The sequence below is a fragment of the Streptomyces sp. NBC_00654 genome (assembly GCF_026341775.1).
Classification (GTDB): Bacteria; Actinomycetota; Actinomycetes; order Streptomycetales; family Streptomycetaceae; genus Streptomyces.
Genome location: NZ_JAPEOB010000001.1, coordinates 1,397,495 through 1,413,964 on the forward strand (window position 1 = coordinate 1,397,495; position 16,470 = coordinate 1,413,964).

The 16,470-nt window shown below is 68.9% G+C and carries 12 protein-coding genes and 1 pseudogene; 11 read left to right on the forward strand and 2 right to left on the reverse strand.

Features of this window, described 5'->3' with window-relative positions; translation table 11 throughout:
* The first annotated feature begins 365 nt into the window (after positions 1-365).
* Positions 366-821: pseudogene (locus OHA98_RS06135) on the forward strand (NUDIX domain-containing protein).
* Positions 822-1,101: 280 nt separating this feature from the next.
* Here the strand turns inward: OHA98_RS06135 and OHA98_RS06140 are convergent.
* On the reverse strand, positions 1,102-1,320 hold the full coding sequence (locus tag OHA98_RS06140) for a hypothetical protein (RefSeq protein WP_266923130.1): 219 nt from the start codon (positions 1,318-1,320) through the stop codon (positions 1,102-1,104).
* A gap of 343 nt (positions 1,321-1,663) precedes the next feature.
* Here OHA98_RS06140 and OHA98_RS06145 point away from each other — a divergent pair, with 343 nt between their 5' ends.
* The 9 genes from OHA98_RS06145 (at position 1,664) to OHA98_RS06185 (ending at position 12,229) form a co-directional block, all read left to right on the forward strand.
* On the forward strand, positions 1,664-2,890 hold the full coding sequence (locus tag OHA98_RS06145) for a helix-turn-helix domain-containing protein (protein WP_266923132.1): 1,227 nt from the start codon (positions 1,664-1,666) through the stop codon (positions 2,888-2,890).
* 119 nt (positions 2,891-3,009) lie between these two features.
* The gene (locus tag OHA98_RS06150) at positions 3,010-3,297 is read left to right on the forward strand and encodes a hypothetical protein (RefSeq protein ID WP_266923133.1); all 288 of its coding nucleotides are present in this window, start codon (positions 3,010-3,012) and stop codon (positions 3,295-3,297) included.
* A 418-nt stretch (positions 3,298-3,715) separates the two neighbouring features.
* Positions 3,716-4,954: an amidohydrolase gene (locus tag OHA98_RS06155; protein ID WP_266923134.1), complete on the forward strand. Its 1,239-nt coding sequence runs from the start codon at positions 3,716-3,718 to the stop codon at positions 4,952-4,954.
* A 160-nt stretch (positions 4,955-5,114) separates the two neighbouring features.
* On the forward strand, positions 5,115-6,164 hold the full coding sequence (locus OHA98_RS06160; protein WP_266923136.1) for a BMP family protein: 1,050 nt from the start codon (positions 5,115-5,117) through the stop codon (positions 6,162-6,164).
* A gap of 249 nt (positions 6,165-6,413) precedes the next feature.
* Positions 6,414-7,997, forward strand: coding sequence for an ABC transporter ATP-binding protein (locus tag OHA98_RS06165; protein ID WP_266927748.1), 1,584 nt, complete (start codon positions 6,414-6,416; stop codon positions 7,995-7,997).
* Positions 7,994-9,112, forward strand: coding sequence for an ABC transporter permease (locus OHA98_RS06170; RefSeq protein ID WP_266923138.1), 1,119 nt, complete (start codon positions 7,994-7,996; stop codon positions 9,110-9,112). Before OHA98_RS06165 ends, OHA98_RS06170 begins: the two co-directional genes overlap by 4 nt.
* Entirely contained in the window at positions 9,109-10,374 is a 1,266-nt protein-coding gene (locus OHA98_RS06175) for an ABC transporter permease (RefSeq protein WP_266923140.1), read from the forward strand. The genes OHA98_RS06170 and OHA98_RS06175 overlap by 4 nt, the downstream gene beginning before the upstream one ends.
* Positions 10,371-10,775 (forward strand): cytidine deaminase, encoded by a 405-nt coding sequence (locus OHA98_RS06180; RefSeq protein ID WP_266923141.1) that lies wholly within the window; start codon positions 10,371-10,373, stop codon positions 10,773-10,775. The genes OHA98_RS06175 and OHA98_RS06180 overlap by 4 nt, the downstream gene beginning before the upstream one ends.
* A 176-nt stretch (positions 10,776-10,951) precedes the next feature.
* A complete protein-coding gene (locus tag OHA98_RS06185) occupies positions 10,952-12,229 on the forward strand; it encodes a thymidine phosphorylase (RefSeq protein WP_266923143.1) in 1,278 nt (425 codons plus the stop codon).
* A gap of 166 nt (positions 12,230-12,395) precedes the next feature.
* On the opposite strand, the gene OHA98_RS06190 is transcribed toward OHA98_RS06185, so the two are convergent.
* Complete coding sequence (locus OHA98_RS06190; RefSeq protein WP_266923145.1) at positions 12,396-15,731, reverse strand: S8 family serine peptidase; 3,336 nt, start codon at positions 15,729-15,731, stop codon at positions 12,396-12,398.
* A 347-nt stretch (positions 15,732-16,078) separates the two neighbouring features.
* Here OHA98_RS06190 and OHA98_RS06195 point away from each other — a divergent pair, with 347 nt between their 5' ends.
* Entirely contained in the window at positions 16,079-16,462 is a 384-nt protein-coding gene (locus OHA98_RS06195) for an STAS domain-containing protein (protein ID WP_266927750.1), read from the forward strand.
* The last annotated feature ends 8 nt before the right edge of the window (positions 16,463-16,470 follow it).

Consider the following 16,470-nt stretch of genomic DNA (forward strand, 5'->3'; position numbering starts at 1 on the left):
GAGTGGCGGCAATCTGCGATGGTGCGGTCGGATCGACGTTCGTACACTTATCCGCAGCGTAGTGGTAATGGCTGACGACGTGCTCGTTCAGTGTGGCGGAGCTGACGCGTATGCAAGGGAGTGGGGTGGAATCACTTTCCCGATTCGCGAGTTGGGGAATCTCCGGTAGACCGTGATCCTGGTGTGCCCAGCAGGCAGATGAAAAAGGTCTCCGAGCGGATGCGGACGCCGTGGTAGCGCCGCCCGGCTTCTGGATGTAGTGAGTGCAAACCTAAAGGCCCGTCAGGCTGGTTCTGACGGGCCTTCAGCGGGTCTTGAAGGCAGTAGTTGACGGCAACGCTCCCCGTACGAGAGGAAGGCTGACCGTGGCCCGCACCGAGTACTACGACGACCCGGCGCGCCCAAGCCGAACAGCGCGGTCGTCACCGCATCCGCCGTTGTCACCGACGACTACGGGCGCATCCTCCTACAGCGCCGCCGCGACAACGACCTATGGGCCTTGCCCAGCGGAGGCATGGACCTCACCGACCCCCTACCCGGCACAGACGTCCGCGAGGTCAAGGAAGAGACCGGCCTCGACGTAGAGATCGCCGGCCCTGTGGGCACCTACACCGACCTGAAACACATCATCGCCTACACCGACGGCAAGGTCCGCCGACAGTTCAACGTCTGCTTCACCGGTGGCCAACTAGCAATCTCTGACGAATCCACCGAACTCCGTCGTACCGCCGGAAGAGATCGAACATCTGCTGATGCAATATACCCAACGACTCAGGATCCAATACTTCCTGGAACATCGCGAGAAGCCGTGCGTGGGCTGAACCGCCTGACGGCAGTAGCGACGGCAACAACTCCGCACAACTACGCAGCTCACCGGACCGGCAAACCGCACTTGACCCTGCGAGAAATAAAGTCGAAGGCTTCGAGTAGCACGCACACTATGTGCTGGTGGGCGAGACTCCGGTCCTCGTCCACAATTGCGGAACGGCTGATCCCTAAAGTTTCAAGCGGACCGAGGCATTGTCCGGTGAAGAGGTAGCCGCTGTCCTTCCATCCCGCCCCTGATGCCTCGCGTTCCTGGAGTTCCCGGTTGCGGCGCAGTTAGAGGGAGCACAGGCACGGCGTGGGCAGAGCGATTCGCCGTTCGGAGCTCGGGGTCTTGGTCGGGAGGGCGGTCAGGCCGCCGGAGTTGGCGCGCCAGATGTTGGAAGTTTCGATGGCCAGGTCGAGATCTTCCCAGTGCAGGTCGGGGCGGAGTGCGAGTTCGAACAGTAAGTAGCAGGTGGTGGCTCGGGGGTGCTGGGAGAATATGGCGGGCATCTTCGGCAGGAAGTGGTTTCTAGCTGATGAGGCAGGAGTTGCCGGTGTGTACGTGCAGGGATGCTGCGAGTGATCTCTCCTCGCGTACCGCGTGTTCCAGCGTGGACTTGAGTAGGGAATGCATGCACGCTGACGTCAACTGGGAGCCGCCACCAAAGCCCGAGTTCCGGACAAGTCGGGGGGAGGGGCGTCGGGTAGGTCCGTTCGGGCCTGTCAGGCAGCACCGTTCTTTTCCAGATCTCGCGCTGTGTCCCCATCCGGGGTGAACTGCCTGTCCCCAGGTGCCCGTTGGCGCCGGCCCCGGCGTAGCGTGGATGCTGACGTCCGCCTGTGGGGGTGACCCGTGCAGTTCCGCGAAGAGTCCAGCATCGGAGACCGGATCGCTCGGCTGCGACTGCGCCGAAAGCTCGCCCAGGAACGGCTCGCCGAGCGGGCCGGTGTCTCGGTGGATGTCGTGCGCAAGCTTGAGCAAGGAGTGCGCAATACCGCCCGGCTCACGACTCTCAACGCCTTGGCCCGCGCCCTGGACGTGGAGCCGTCCGTGCTTGGCGGGCAGCCGACCACCTTCGAGGTGCGGGGCGAACAGGACCAGCCGTCCGTGCTCGCACTTCGACAGGCTGTCTCTCCGCTTGCTGATCTTCTCGGAGAGGAGGCCGACCCCGAGGAGCCGCCGTCTCTCGCGGATTTGCGTGCCGCCCTCCGTTCCACCGAATGCATCAGGCGCGACGGCCGGATCAGCGAGATCGGTGCGCTGCTGCCGCAGCTGATCAAGGACGCGCGTGCCGCCGTACGAGCTCACCATGGAGCCGAAGCCGCCGCCGCTCACGCTGTGCTCGCCGAGGCGTATCAGATCGCGGCGACCACACTGACGGCACTCGGCAAGGAGGACGCGGCGTTCACCGCCATGGAGCGGGCGGCCGAAGCGGCGCGGAGAGGGGATGACCCGCATCTGGAGACGGTCGGTGTCTCCACCCTTGCCTGGGTGCTGACCAGGCAGGGACGGCTGGCCGACGCGGAGCGGATCGCCGTCGCCACGGCCGAACGTGTGGAACCCACCTTCCGCTCACGGCCCGTCGAGCTGTCTCTCTGGGGCATCCTCCTGCTGCGCGCCGCGACCGCCGCCGTCCGCGCGGGTCGGCACGACACCGTGCGGGACCTGATCGGCCTTGCGGGCGCCGCCGCGGCCCGTATCGGTACGGACCGGCTCGACTACGCGACTCCGTTCGGTCCGACGAACGTGGGTGTGGCCAAGGTCAACTTCCTGGTGGAGATGGAGGAGAACGCCGAGGCGCTGAGCGCCGCGCGTGTCGTCCCCGATCTGCGGTCGCTGCCGCCCACCTGGCTCGCCCGCTTCCACGTGGACCGGGCGCAGGCCTGCGTGGAACTGGACAGGGCCGATGGGGCTACCCAGGCCCTGCTCGTGGCTGAGCGCATCGCGCCGGAGTGGATGCGGTACCACTCGACGAGCCGCCGGCTCGTCGCCGACCTGCGGGGCAGGGAACGACGCCGTACGTCCCCCATTGCGGAGCTTGCCGAGCGGATCAACCTCGACGGGCAGGCTTGCGACTAGGACGGGCTGCCCCAGTCGTCCCGCGGAGTCGCACGGGATGTCACTGGGCGGGCCCTGTGGCCGCGCCTAGCGTGAGGGAGCCGTCAGAAGAGGACGCTTCGCACGAATAATGAGGATCCATGCCGAACCCTGATGTCCGCCTGCTGCCGTGGTCCGACGCACAAGGCAAGGGGTGTCTTCTGATCACGGACAACGACGCGCCCGGACCCGTCTCGCGTGTCGCCGATCAGGTCGAAGCCGTACAGCTCGGCATGGGCCAGGAGCTGATCGGACACGCGGAGGAGATTCTCGGCGATCCGCGCGCCGATCCCGGGCAGGTTCGCTACCTGGCCGCCCGGCTGACCGAGGCCCTGGGGGACGCCGTGAGGGTGGCGGTGAGCAGGGGCGCGCGGGCCGGGCGTGGGTGAGGAGAAATGGGCACGAGGGGCCCTCCCACAACCCACATCCGTCCCAAGGCCCCGCATCCGTCCCGAGCCCCGCACCCATACCCGGCCCCGCATCCGTACCGGGCCCCGCAGCCGGCACCGCTCCGGCTCCGCGCCCGGCGCGCCTGCCGCGGGTGCCCGCGCGTCGGCCCCCGCGCGTCGGACCGCACGCGTCGGCCCCCGCCCTCGGCCCGCACGCGCCGGACCCCCGCGCCCCGCTCCCGCCCCGCTCCCGCCACGCTCCCGCCACGCCCCGTGCCCGACTTGCCGAAGAAGCGGCGGAGTGTACCCACCACGCACCCCCCTCACACGCCCCCGCGCCCAAAAATGTTCGCCTGAGCGGCTGAAGTTTTGTTGATATGTGGCCAGTTGAGGGTGTGAGGGGCCTACTCTTCAACAGGTGAACCAGTTGAAGTCCCGCACCGATGCCCTTGCCGAGCTGTCCGGGGAAGCCGCTCTGCCCGGCACGCTGTCCGAGGAGCTCCGCGCCGAGCTGATCGCGTTCCGTCGTGATCTGCACATGCACCCCGAGCTCGGCAACCAGGAGTTCCGTACCACCGCGGCCATCAAGGACCGGCTGGAGAAGGCCGGGCTGAAGCCGCGGGTGCTCTCCATCGGGACCGGGCTGATGTGTGACGTGGGGGAGTGGGACGGGGTGACGCCCATGCTGGCGTTGCGGGCCGACATCGACGCGCTGCCGATCCCGGACACCAAGGCGGGGGTCTCCTACCGGTCCACCGTGCCCGAGCGGGCGCACGCCTGCGGGCACGACGTGCACACCACCACCGTGCTGGGCGCCGGGCTCGTGCTGGCCGGGCTGGCGCGGCAGGGGCTGCTGCCCAGGGCCGTGCGGCTGATCTTCCAGCCCGCCGAGGAGGTGCTGCCCGGCGGCGCCACCGACGCGATCGAGGCCGGGGTGCTGGAGGGCGTCGGGCGGATCATCGGGGTGCACTGCGACCCGAAGGTGGACGTCGGGCGCATCGGGCTGCGGGCCGGGGCCATCACCTCCGCCTGCGACCGGCTGGAGGTGTCCATGGACGGGCCCGGCGGGCACACCGCCCGGCCGCACCTGACCACCGACCTGGTCACCGCCGCCGCCCGGGTGGCCACCGACGTACCCGCGCTGCTGGCCCGCCGGACCGACGCCCGCTCGGGGCTCGCCGTCACCTGGGGGCGGCTGGAGACCGGGCACGCGTGCAACGTCATCCCGCAGCACGCCGAACTGTCCGGAACTGTTCGCTGCCTGGACCTGGACGCCTGGCGGGAGGCGCCCGACCTCGTGCACACCGCCATCGACGAGGTGGCGGGCATGCACCGGGCCAAGACCGTGATCAATTACGTGCGCGGGGTGCCGCCCGTGGTGAACGACGCCGAGACGGTCGCCCTGCTCGACGCCGCGATGACCGAGCGGCGCGGTTCGTACGCGATCGAGGACACCGAGCAGAGCCTCGGGGGCGAGGACTTCTCCTGGTACCTGGAGCACGTGCCGGGCGCGATGGCGCGCCTCGGGGTGCGTACTCCGGGGGACACCCGCGGGCTCGACCTGCACCGGGGGAACTTCGACGTGGACGAGGAGGCGATCACCGTGGGTGTGGAGCTGTTCACGGCGGCCGCGCTGCTCGACGGCAACCGTTCGTGAGCTGTTCGGAGGCCATTCATGGACGCGCTGGACCACTTCTGTTCGCGACGATCCGATAACGGCTTCCGTACGGGTCCTTATCTGACATCTACGCGCGTTACGATCGCCGCGAAACCAGCGCCGGAAGAGGCGCTTCGGTCAGGTTTGAAGGAGCCTTCCCTTGCGCCGGATCACCAGGATTGCCACCGTGGGCGTTGCGTCCGCAGCGCTTGCGCTCAGCGCCACCGCGTGTGGCGGAAAATCATCGTCGGACGCCGGGTCCGACTCCAAGGAAGCCAAGACGGCCATCGCGTACGACATCGGTGGCCGCGGCGACCAGTCGTTCAACGATGCTGCCTACGCCGGTCTTGCCAAGGCCGAGAAGGAACTCGGCGTCAAGGGCACCGAGGCGGAGCCCTCCGACGGTGAGTCGGATGCCGACAAGGTGCAGCGCCTCACGGAGCTGGCCCGTGCCGGCAACAATCCGGTGATCGGCGTCGGTTTCGCCTACGCGCCCGCCATCAAGAAGGTCGCGCCGAAGTTCCCGAAGATCACCTTCGGGATCATCGACGACGCCTCGGTGACCGGCGACAACATCGCCAACATCGTCTTCAACGAGGAGCAGGGCTCCTACCTCGCTGGTGTCGCCGCCGCCAAGGTCACCAAGACGAAGACGGTCGGCTTCATCGGTGGTGTCGAGACTCCGCTGATCAAGAAGTTCCAGGCCGGCTACGAGCAGGGTGTCAAGGACACCGACCCCTCGGTCAAGGTCCAGTCGCAGTACCTGACCCAGCCGCCGAACTTCGACGGCTTCTCCAAGCCCGACCTCGGCAAGGCCGCCGCCCAGGGCCAGCTCGACAAGAAGGCCGACGTGATCTACTCGGCGGCCGGTCTGGCCGGTTCCGGTGCGATCGAGGCTGTCTCCAAGGCCGGCAAGTGGAACATCGGCGTCGACTCCGACCAGTACCAGCAGAAGGGCCTCGCCGCCTACAAGGCGAGCATTCTGACCTCGGTCACCAAGGACGTCGAGGACTCGGTCTTCAACCTGATCAAGTCGGTCAAGGACGGCAAGCCGGAGACCGGCGAGGTCCGCTACGGCCTCGACAAGGATGGCGTCGGCCTCTCGATGTCCAACCCGGCCTTCACCAAGATGACCGAGGTCATCGCTGCTGTGGACGAGGCGAAGAAGAGCATCATCGACGGCAAGATCACCGTCAAGACCACCCCGTAACGGCTTCTGCCGTCCGGCTGGTTTCCTGTGGGCCCGGAGTGCGCGACACCGCCGCTCCGGGCCTGCGGAGTACCACTCGCAATACCTCGAAGAAGATCCGCCTCTCGCAGTGCTCCTCCGTACCGGCCCGGATACTGACATCCGGGCCGTGCTGTGCACCTGTGTTTTACGATTCGGCAGCGCTACGCGTGTAGACAGCCCTCCGGCGCGATAACTTCACCCCGCCCCTCAGCCACTCCGCTCCCGCTCCTGTCCGGCCAAGGAGAGTGCGTCATCAACGCGTCCAGCAGCCCCCCCGCCGTAGAACTGCACGGCATCACCAAGCGATTCCCCGGCGTCGTCGCCAACCACAACATCGACATCACCATCGGCAAGGGCACGGTCCACGCCCTCGTCGGCGAGAACGGGGCCGGTAAGTCCACCCTGATGAAGATCCTCTACGGCATGCAGAAGCCGGATGAGGGAACCATCGCGGTCGACGGCGACCTGGTCTCCTTCAGTAACCCGGGCGATGCCATCGCACGCGGCATCGGCATGGTGCACCAGCACTTCATGCTCGCCGACAACTTCACCGTCCTGGAGAACGTCGTCCTCGGCGGCGAGAAGCTGCACGGCATCGGGTCCGCGGCCCGCAAGAAGATCAAGGAGATCTCGGACGCGTACGGTCTGGGGATCCGGCCCGACGCACTCGTGGAAGACCTCGGCGTCGCCGACCGTCAGCGCGTGGAGATCCTCAAGGTCCTCTACCGAGGTGCCCGCATCCTCATCCTGGACGAGCCGACTGCCGTGCTCGTGCCGCAGGAGGTCGACGCGCTCTTCGACAACCTCCGTGAGCTCAAGGCCGAGGGCCTCACGGTCATCTTCATCTCGCACAAGCTCGGCGAGGTCCTGTCGGTTGCCGACGACATCACCGTGATCCGCCGCGGTACGACGGTGGGTACCGCCGACCCGGCGAACACCACCACGAAGCAGCTCGCCGAACTGATGGTGGGCAGCGAACTGCCCTCGCCGGAAACTCGCGAGTCGACGGTCACGGACGTTCCGATGCTCCGTGTCGAGGGTCTCGCGCTCAGTGTGACCGACCCCGACGGAGCCGTCCGCGACGTCCTCGCCGGGGTCGGCTTCACCATCCACAAGGGTGAGGTCCTCGGGATCGCCGGGGTCGAGGGCAACGGCCAGACCGAGCTGATCGAGACCCTGATCGGGATGCGGGATCCGGACGCCGGGGTGATCACTCTCGACACCGATGACGTTTCGCACGCCCCCACGCGCAAGCGGCGTGAGAGCGGCATCGGATACATTCCGGAGGACCGGCACCGGCACGGTGTCCTTCTGGACGCCCCGCTCTGGGAGAACCGGATCCTCGGCCATGTCACCGAGAAGCCCAACAGCCGGGGCTGGTTGCTGGACCCGGGCGCGGCACGTGCCGACACCGAGCGGATCGTGCGCGAGTACGACGTCCGTACCCCTGGCATCGAGGTGACCGCGGCCTCGCTCTCCGGCGGCAACCAGCAGAAGCTGATCGTCGGCCGCGAGATGAGCCACAACCCCAAGCTGCTGATCGCGGCGCACCCCACCCGGGGTGTGGATGTCGGTGCCCAGGCGCAGATCTGGGACCAGATCCGTGAAGCGCGCCGCGAAGGGCTGGCCGTCCTGCTGATCTCGGCGGATCTGGACGAGCTGATCGGGCTCTCCGACACCCTGCGCGTCATGTACCGCGGCCGGCTGGTCGCCGATGCCGACCCGGCCACCATCACTCCGGAGGAACTGGGCTCGGCCATGACCGGCGCCGCCACCGGTCACCTCGAAAGCCCGGAGGACGAGGCCCGATGAAGAAAATCGACAAGGACCGGCTGATCCTGGGGTTCGCGGGCCCGGTCCTCGCCCTGATCGTCGCCATCGCGCTCACCACGGTGGTGCTGCTGGCTTCCGGGCGTAACCCCTTCGAGCCGTACCGGCTGATGTTCGAGTCGGCTTCGTATGTCGACGTGCAGGTCCTGATCATCAACCAGGCCGGTACGTACTACCTTGCCGCTCTCGCCGTCGCCGTCGGCTTCCGGATGAATCTGTTCAATATCGGTGTCGATGGGCAGTACCGCCTCGCCGCGATGATGGCCGCGCTCGTCGGGGCCAGCGTCACCCTGCCGGGGCCCCTCCAGATCGCGCTGATCGTCATCGTCGCGATGCTGGTCGGAGCCTTCTGGGCAGGCATCGCGGGCTTCCTGAAAACCACCCGCGGAGTCAGCGAGGTCGTCTCGACGATCATGCTCAACTCCATCGCCACCGCGCTGGTCGCCTGGCTCATCCTGCCGAAGAACTTCGGTGAGCAGCCGCCCGGCTCCAACAACCTGACCACCGGCGAGCTCCCGGAGTCCGGCTGGTTCCCGGGTCTGTCCATGGGGGCCGAAGCGGGCGAGATCTACGGGTTCACCTTCGTCGCCGCGGGCTGCGGTCTCGTCTATTGGTTCGTCCTCAACCGCACCCGATTCGGTTTCGACCTGCGGGCCACGGGAGCCAGCGAGAGCGCCGCCCAGGCTTCCGGCGTGGACGCCAAGAAGATGATCCTGACCTCGATGCTGATCTCTGGAGCGGTTGCCGGTCTCGCCGGTATGCCGACCCTGCTCGGTGACACGCACACCTACAGCCTCGACTTCCCGACCGGCATCGGTTTCACCGGCATCACCATCGCGCTGCTGGGCCGGAACAACCCGCTCGGCATCGCCTTCAGCGCCCTGCTGATCGCCTTCCTGGACAAGTCGTCGGCCTCGCTCGACCAGTACGGGTACGAGAAGGAGATCGCCACGATCATGCAGGGCCTGATCGTGATCTCGGTCGTCGTCAGCTACGAACTGGTCCGCCGTTACGGCATCAGCCGCCAGCAGCAGAAGGTCGGCGAGGAACTCGCCGCCGGGCACGCACTCAAGACCGAGAAGGAGGCGGCACTGTGAGCACCAGCAAAGTCTCCGCCGCGACCGCCGTCCCCAAGAAGGGTGCTGGGCGCCGCAAGCTCACCCTGCCCGTCGTCCTCCTGATCATCGCGGGCGCGCTCGCACTGGTCTCACTGGTCCGTCTGATCAGTGGCGCCAACGACGTGACCTCCGTGGGGCAGGTCGCGGGCGCGCTGGAACTGGCCGTTCCGATCGGCCTGGCCGGGCTCGGCGGTCTGTGGGCCGAACGCGCCGGCGTCGTCAACATCGGCCTCGAAGGCATGATGGTGCTGGGTACCTGGTTCGGCGCCTGGGCAGGATTCCAGTGGGGCCCGTGGGTGGGAGTGCTGTTCGGGATCCTCGGAGGTGCGCTCGGCGGGCTGCTGCACGCGGTCATCACCGTCACCTTCGGCGTGAACCACATCGTCTCCGGTGTGGCCATCAACATCCTCGCCGTCGGCCTCACCCGCTATCTCTCCAACTTCGCCTTCGACGGCGTTGAGGGAGGTTCGTCCAAGCAGTCGCCCCGCATCGATCCGATCGACAAGATCACTATTCCGGGGCTGTCCGACTGGATGCAGGATCTGCAGCAACAACACTGGTTCCTGATTTCCGACATCGCGGGCATCATCGGTGGACTCGTCACCGGCCTGTCCCTGCTGACGGTCGTTGCCCTGCTGCTGGTCCCCGGCACCTGGTGGATCCTGTGGCGCACGTCATTCGGTCTGCGGCTGCGTTCCTGCGGCGAGAGCCCGGTGGCCGCCGAGACGCTCGGCGTCAATGTCTACAAGTACAAGTACATCGCCGTCACCGTCTCCGGCGGCCTGGCCGGACTCGCCGGTGCCTTTCTGGCGATCGTTGCGACCGGCATCTACCAGGAGAACCAGACCGGCGGGCGCGGCTACATCGGTCTTGCTGCCATGATCTTCGGCAACTGGATGCCGGGCGGGATGGCGCTGGGTGCCGGTCTCTTCGGGTTCACCGACAGCCTCAAGCTGCGCGGCGGCGCCGAGAACGTGCACGCGATGCTGTTGTTGCTGGCGATCCTGCTGGTGATCGTGGTGTTCTGGCAGCTGTACCGCAGGAAGTACATCGCGGCAGTGATCTCGGCAGCCATCTCCGCGCTGCTGTTCACCTGGTACGCGCTGACCGACCAGGTACCCAGCCAGTTCGTCGACGCCGCCCCGTATGTCACCACGCTGCTGGTCCTCTCGCTCTCCGCGCAACGGCTGCGGATGCCGAAGGCCGACGGTGTGACGTACCGCAAGGGCGAAGGCAAGTGACGGCTCCCGCCGCGGCAGAGGCCGACTGGGGCCGGCTGAGGGCCGCCGCCCGGGACGCGATGTCCCGGGCGTACGTCCCCTACTCGGGCTACCCGGTCGGCGTCGCGGCCCTGGTGGACGACGGACGTCTGATCGTCGGCTGCAACGTCGAGAACGCCTCGTACGGCCTCTCGCTGTGCGCCGAGTGCGGCCTCGTCTCCCAGCTGCACGCCACCGGCGGCGGCCGGCTGACCCACTTCACGTGCGTGGACGGCACCGGGGCGATCCTGGTGCCGTGCGGCAGGTGCAGGCAGCTGCTGTACGAGTTCGGGGGGCCGGAGCTCGTCCTGGAGACCCCGGACGGACTCCGTACGCTGGACGAGATGCTGCCGCAGGCGTTCGGCCCGCAGCACCTCGGCTGAGGGCCCGAAGGACCGTTCCCGGCCGGGCACCCGCGCACCGGGTGCCCGGCCACCACCCCCCCCTGTACGCACACCCCGTACGCAGACCCTCACGTACGCAGACCCTCACGTACGCAAACCCTCATGTACGCGACGACCCTCACGTACGAACGACACGGCCGGAAGGACTCCAGAACATGGACGCCATCTCCGTCATCCGCACCAAGCGGGACCGCGGCGAACTGACCCCCGAGCAGATCGACTGGGTCATCGACGCGTACACCCACGGCCAGGTCGCCGACGAGCAGATGTCCGCGCTGGCCATGGCGATCCTGCTGAACGGCATGAACCGCGCCGAGATCGCCCGCTGGACCGCCGCGATGATCGCCTCCGGCGAGCGGATGAGCTTCTCCGAACTCTCCCGGCCCACCACCGACAAGCACTCCACCGGCGGCGTCGGCGACAAGATCACGCTGCCGCTCGCCCCGCTGGTCGCCGCCTGCGGCGCCGCCGTGCCGCAGCTCAGCGGGCGCGGCCTCGGCCACACCGGCGGCACCCTCGACAAGCTGGAGTCCATCCCCGGCTGGCGCGCCCATCTCTCCAACGAGGAGATGCGCCACGTCCTGGACACCACCGGCGCGGTCATCTGCGCCGCCGGTGACGGGCTCGCCCCGGCCGACAAGAAGCTGTACGCGCTGCGCGATGTCACCGGCACCGTCGAGGCCATCCCGCTGATCGCCAGCTCGATCATGTCCAAGAAGATCGCCGAAGGCACCGGCGCCCTCGTGCTGGACGTCAAGGTCGGCTCCGGCGCCTTCATGAAGACCATCGAGGACGCCCGCGAACTGGCCTCCACCATGGTCGCGCTCGGCACCGACAGCGGTGTACGGACGGTCGCCCTGCTCACCGACATGGCCACCCCGCTCGGACTCACCGCGGGCAACGCCCTGGAGGTACGGGAGTCGGTGGAGGTGCTGGCCGGCGGCGGCCCCAGGGACGTCGTCGACCTCACCCTGGCGCTCGCCCGCGAGATGCTGGACGCGGCCGGGCTCAAGGACGCCGACCCGGAGAAGGCCCTGGCCGACGGCTCCGCGATGGACGTGTGGCGCCGCATGATCTCCGCCCAGGGCGGCGACCCGGACGCCGCGCTCCCCGTCGCCCGTGAGCAGCACGTGGTGACCGCTCCCGCCACCGGCGTACTGACCCGCCTGGACGCGTACGACATCGGTGTCGCCGCCTGGCGCCTGGGCGCGGGCCGCGCCCGCAAGGAGGACCCGGTGCAGGCGGGCGCGGGCGTCGAGCTGCACGCCCGGCCCGGGGACGCCGTCACCGAGGGGCAGCCGCTGCTCACCCTGCACACGGACACCCCGGAGAAGTTCGAGTACGCGCTGAAGGCCCTGCCCGGGGCGTACGACATCGCCCCGGCCGGTACGGACTTCGCCCCGCTGCCCGTGGTGCGCGAGCGCATCGCGTAACCCGGGGACCGGCAGACCGGCAGACCGGCAGACCGGGAGAGCGGGGACCCGGCAGACCGGGGGACAACGCGCGCGGCCCGCCGCACGGATCTCGAAGATCCGTGCGGCGGGCCGCTGTCGTACGGAGCGTCGGCCCTCGCCGGGCCTCAGCGTCTGCCGTTCCCGGTCACTTGCCCAGGTACGCGCTGTGGATCGTCACCGACGACTTGTTGCCCTTCTTGTCCGTGACGTTGGCCTTGAAGGAGATGGCCTTCCCCTTCGCCGGGTTCTTCACGGAGATCTTGTTCTTCTTGACGGTGACCTTCTTCCAGGTCTTGCCGTCGTTGTAACTCACGTACACCGTGAGCGACTTGAGGTTCTTGCCCGCCGCCGCGCCCTGCACCTTCACCGGCACCGAGACGGTCCTGCCCGCCTTCGCCCGGCCGTCCGTGCCCAGGGCGGGGGTGAAGCGGACCGTGGACGCGGGAAGCTGGGCGTCCGCGGTCTTCTTGGAGCGGAAGGACCAGCTCGCGTCGACCCGGGTGGACAGCGCGCTGATCTTCGCGCTGTGCCGGACCGAGGTCGTCAGCTTGTAGTCGGCGGCGGCCGAGGGGACCTTGAAGAACTCGGTGCCCGTCAGCGGGTCCTCGTTCTGGGCGATCTTCTTGCCGTTGCGGTGGAGCACCGTCTTCACCGAGGTGAGGTCCGGGGAACCGTAGTTGCCCTTGCCGTCGGCCAGGACGGGCAGAGCGGCGGTGATCTCGTTGCCGCTGCGGAAGATGCCGGACTCCTTGGACACCAGCGGCCCGAAGACCCCGGTGTTGACGGTCCTCGTGTAGCTCTTGCCGCCCTTGTACGCGGCCTCGTCGCCGATCGCGTAGTACGCCTCGGTCAGCGGGAAGCCCTCCGGGCTGTGCCCGCCGGCCTGCGCGAAGTCGAAGCTCCAGCGGGCCTTGTCGAGGGTGGAGACCTTGACCGTGCGCGTACCGGGCAGCTTCTGCTCGGTCGCCGTGCCGAAGAGCTGATCGCTGCCGGGCAGCGTGGCCCAGGCGAAGATCTGGCCCGTCTTGCGGGTGACCGCACCGGCCCCCATGGACACCTTCAGCGTGGCGAACTGTCCGGCCGTGAACTTACGGCTGTAGCCCGTCGCGACCTGCTGCACCGGTCCGCCGAGCGCGAGGTTGTACTCGCTCGACGCGCCCTTGCTCCAGCTGCCCGTCCAGCTCTGGGAGAGCGAGCCGTCGGTGATCTTCGGGCCGAGGTGGGCGGTGCCGAAGCCCTTCGTGTCCTCCAGGATCCAGCCGTAGCTCGCCTCGCTGTTCTTGGTGGAGACCGTGTACTCGGTCAGGAGGCCGCGGGACTTGGTGCCCTTCTCCGGCAGTGTGAAGGAGACCGGCTTCGCCGCGCGGGCGTCCAGTGTGACCGTGGTGTCCTTGCCGACGGTCAGCTTCGGCTGGGAGATCCAGTCGACGCCCGCCGCGGGGTCCTCGCTCACATAGAGGTTGGCGTTCAGCGTGTAGGTGCCCTTGGGCACCCGCACCTTGACCACGCCGTCGCTGAACAGCGGAGCGAGCGACAGCGCGCCGCCGAGCGCGTCCAGACCGGCCTCCGCGAAGGCGGGCGCCTTTCCGTCGCGGCCGAGGGCCTTCAGCGTCACGTCGTACGACTCGGCCTCGCGCTCGACGGCGGCCGCGGTGCGGACGGTCTGCCCGCCGCCGGTGCCCACGACATACGCGGAGTACGTGCCGTCCGCCGTGCCGCCGAGCCGGGTGTCGGTGCTCAGCGCCACATCGGCGCTGCCGCCCGCCGGGACGGTGACCTTGTCGGCGCCGAGGGTGAAGAAGCCGGCCGGGGCGGGCTTGCCCTGGGGGCCGGTGCCCGTCACCGTCAGATCGAGGGTGACATCGCTCGTACCGAGGTTGCGGTACGTCACCTTCTTCGTGGCCGGGGTGTCATCGGTGTGCGGCCACTGCTGCACGCCGAAGCTCACCGAGACCGGGTCGGCCACGATGGTCTGGCCGAGCGCCTTGTCGACCGCGATCCGCCCCGAACCCTGCTGGAACGGGTTGTACGCGCCCGGCTTGGTGGAGGCCGTCAGCGCACCCTTCAGCTCGCTGTACTTCCAGTCGGGGTGCTGCTGCTTGAGGAGTGCCGCGGCGCCCGCGACATGCGGGGTCGCCATCGACGTACCGGAAATGCTCAGATACCCGGGCGGGTTCTGGCCGACCTCCTGGTCGATGGCCGAACCGGGGGCGGCGGCGGCCGTGATGTCCACCCCGGGGGCGGTCACATCGGGCTTGATGGCGCCGTCACCGATGCGCGGACCGCGGCTGGAGAAGTCCGCCAGTACGTCCTTGTCGTCGACGGCACCGACGGTCAGCGCGGCGTCCGCGCTGCCCGGCGAACCCACCGTGCCGGCCCCGTCGCCCTCGTTGCCCGCCGCGATGGCGAACAGGACACCCTTGTCGGCGGACAGCTTGTCGACCGCCGCTTCGAGCGGGTCGATCTCGGGGGTGTCGCTGCCACCGAGGCTCAGGTTGACGATGTCGGCGCCCTGCGCGACCGCCCACTCCATGCCGGCCAGGATGCCGGAGTCGTCGCCGAAACCGTCGTCGTCGAGGACCTTGCCCTCAAGCAGCTTGGCGTCCGGGGCGACCCCCTTGAACTTGCCGGCCGACCTGGCGCCCGTACCGGCCGCGATCGAGGAGACATGCGTGCCGTGCCCGACGCGGTCCTTGGTGTCGGGCGAGGCCGTGAAGTTCTTCGACGCGAGGATCTGGTCCTTGAGGTCGGGGTGCGTGGCGTCCACACCCGTGTCCAGGACCGCGATCTTCACGCCCTTGCCGGTGTAGCCGGCCTTCCAGGCGGCCGGTGCGCCGATCTGGCCGACACTCCTGTCCAGGCTCGCCCGGCGCACCCCGTCCAGCCAGACCCGGTCGATGCCCGCCGCCGTGGTGCGCTGGGGGCTGTGGGACTGCTTGCTGGTGAGTGCCTGCCAGATGTCCTTGGCGTCGCGCTTCGGTGTGAGCAGCGACTCGGCGTTCAGCGAGGTCAGGCTCCGGCCGACCCGGGTGGCACCGGCGTCCCGCACCTCGGCCTTCGCGGCGGCTGCCTGCGCGCCCCGGTAGCCGACGATCAGCCGCAGGCCCTGCTTCTGGGCACGGCGGTTCTCCGGGCGGTTCAGCTCCGTGATGTCGAAGAGCCGCCGGTCCAGCTTGCCGGAGGTGATCAGCCGGTGGGCGTCGGCCGGTATGACGAGCGTGTGCCCGTCGCGTATCCGCTTCTGCACCGGTATCCCGGCGCGGCCCTTCGCGGGCTCGAAGCCCACGACGCGGCCCTTGGCGTCGACCGCGACCCGGTCGCCGGTGATGAGCGTCAGATGGTGCGCCGCCCCGGCCGTGGTGCCCGTGCCGGCGCCGGTCCGGTGGGCCCGGTCCGGCTGTGCCGCCGCGGGTGTGGCCATCCCCGCCGCGAGTGCCACGGCTGCCGCCGCGGCGATGGTCGAAACACACGCGCTCTTCACGTGTCTGCGCAACTCTCCCCCTGGAGAATGAGGCGGTTCCTGGGAACCGTCGGTCCGCGGGAGCCGGTGAACTTCCGGTGCCCGCTGGTTCATCCACCAAGAGGCAAAAAGCGGCCAACAGGTTCGCGAAAGCGGCGTCGGGTCCGGAGTTGACGGAAACACGCGGGTGACTGGCCGGACACGTGCGCGGGGACGGACGGTCGGGCCGGGAGAGCGCGCGGGGGAGTGGGCGCTCACGGGGAGCGCGACGGGCAGGGACGCTCACGGGGAGCGCGCGGGCAGGGACGCTCACGGGGTACGGGCCCTCGCGGGCCGACGGGCTCGGGCGGGACTTTCACCGGGTGCAGATGAGTTTCGGCGGCCGAAGGGGTCTGCCTGGTGTGGATGCCATGAACCCGAACGTCCTCGTCGTCGCGGGCCGCGTCACCCGGTCCGCCGTGCCGGGGCTCTGCGCAGAGCTGGAGGCGCTGCTGCGGAGCCCACGAGCCGCCTCCCTCGAACCGGCCGGGGTGGTGGACTGCGACGTGGGCGATGTCGTCGGACCGGACCTGGCCCTGGTCGAGGCGGTGGCCCGGCTGGCGCTGGTCGCGCGCCGGGAGGGCGGCAGGCGACTGCGCCTCTGCCGGGTGCCGCCCGAACTCCGGTCGCTGCTGGACCTGGTGGGGCTGGCGGATGTGGTGGCGCTGGAGGCCCCCGTGCCACCGGAGACCCCCGGGGAACGGGTCCCGTGAGCGGCGCC

What these genes read in the sequence shown, in the direction of transcription:
- OHA98_RS06140 (WP_266923130.1), bottom strand. Translation starts at nt 1,320, where the DNA reads ATGCCCGCCATATTCTCCCAGCACCCCCGAGCCACCACCTGCTACTTA.
- OHA98_RS06150 (WP_266923133.1), top strand. Translation starts at nt 3,010, where the DNA reads ATGCCGAACCCTGATGTCCGCCTGCTGCCGTGGTCCGACGCACAAGGC.
- OHA98_RS06170 (WP_266923138.1), top strand. Translation starts at nt 7,994, where the DNA reads ATGAAGAAAATCGACAAGGACCGGCTGATCCTGGGGTTCGCGGGCCCG.
- OHA98_RS06185 (WP_266923143.1), top strand. Translation starts at nt 10,952, where the DNA reads ATGGACGCCATCTCCGTCATCCGCACCAAGCGGGACCGCGGCGAACTG.
- OHA98_RS06195 (WP_266927750.1), top strand. Translation starts at nt 16,079, where the DNA reads ATGAGTTTCGGCGGCCGAAGGGGTCTGCCTGGTGTGGATGCCATGAAC.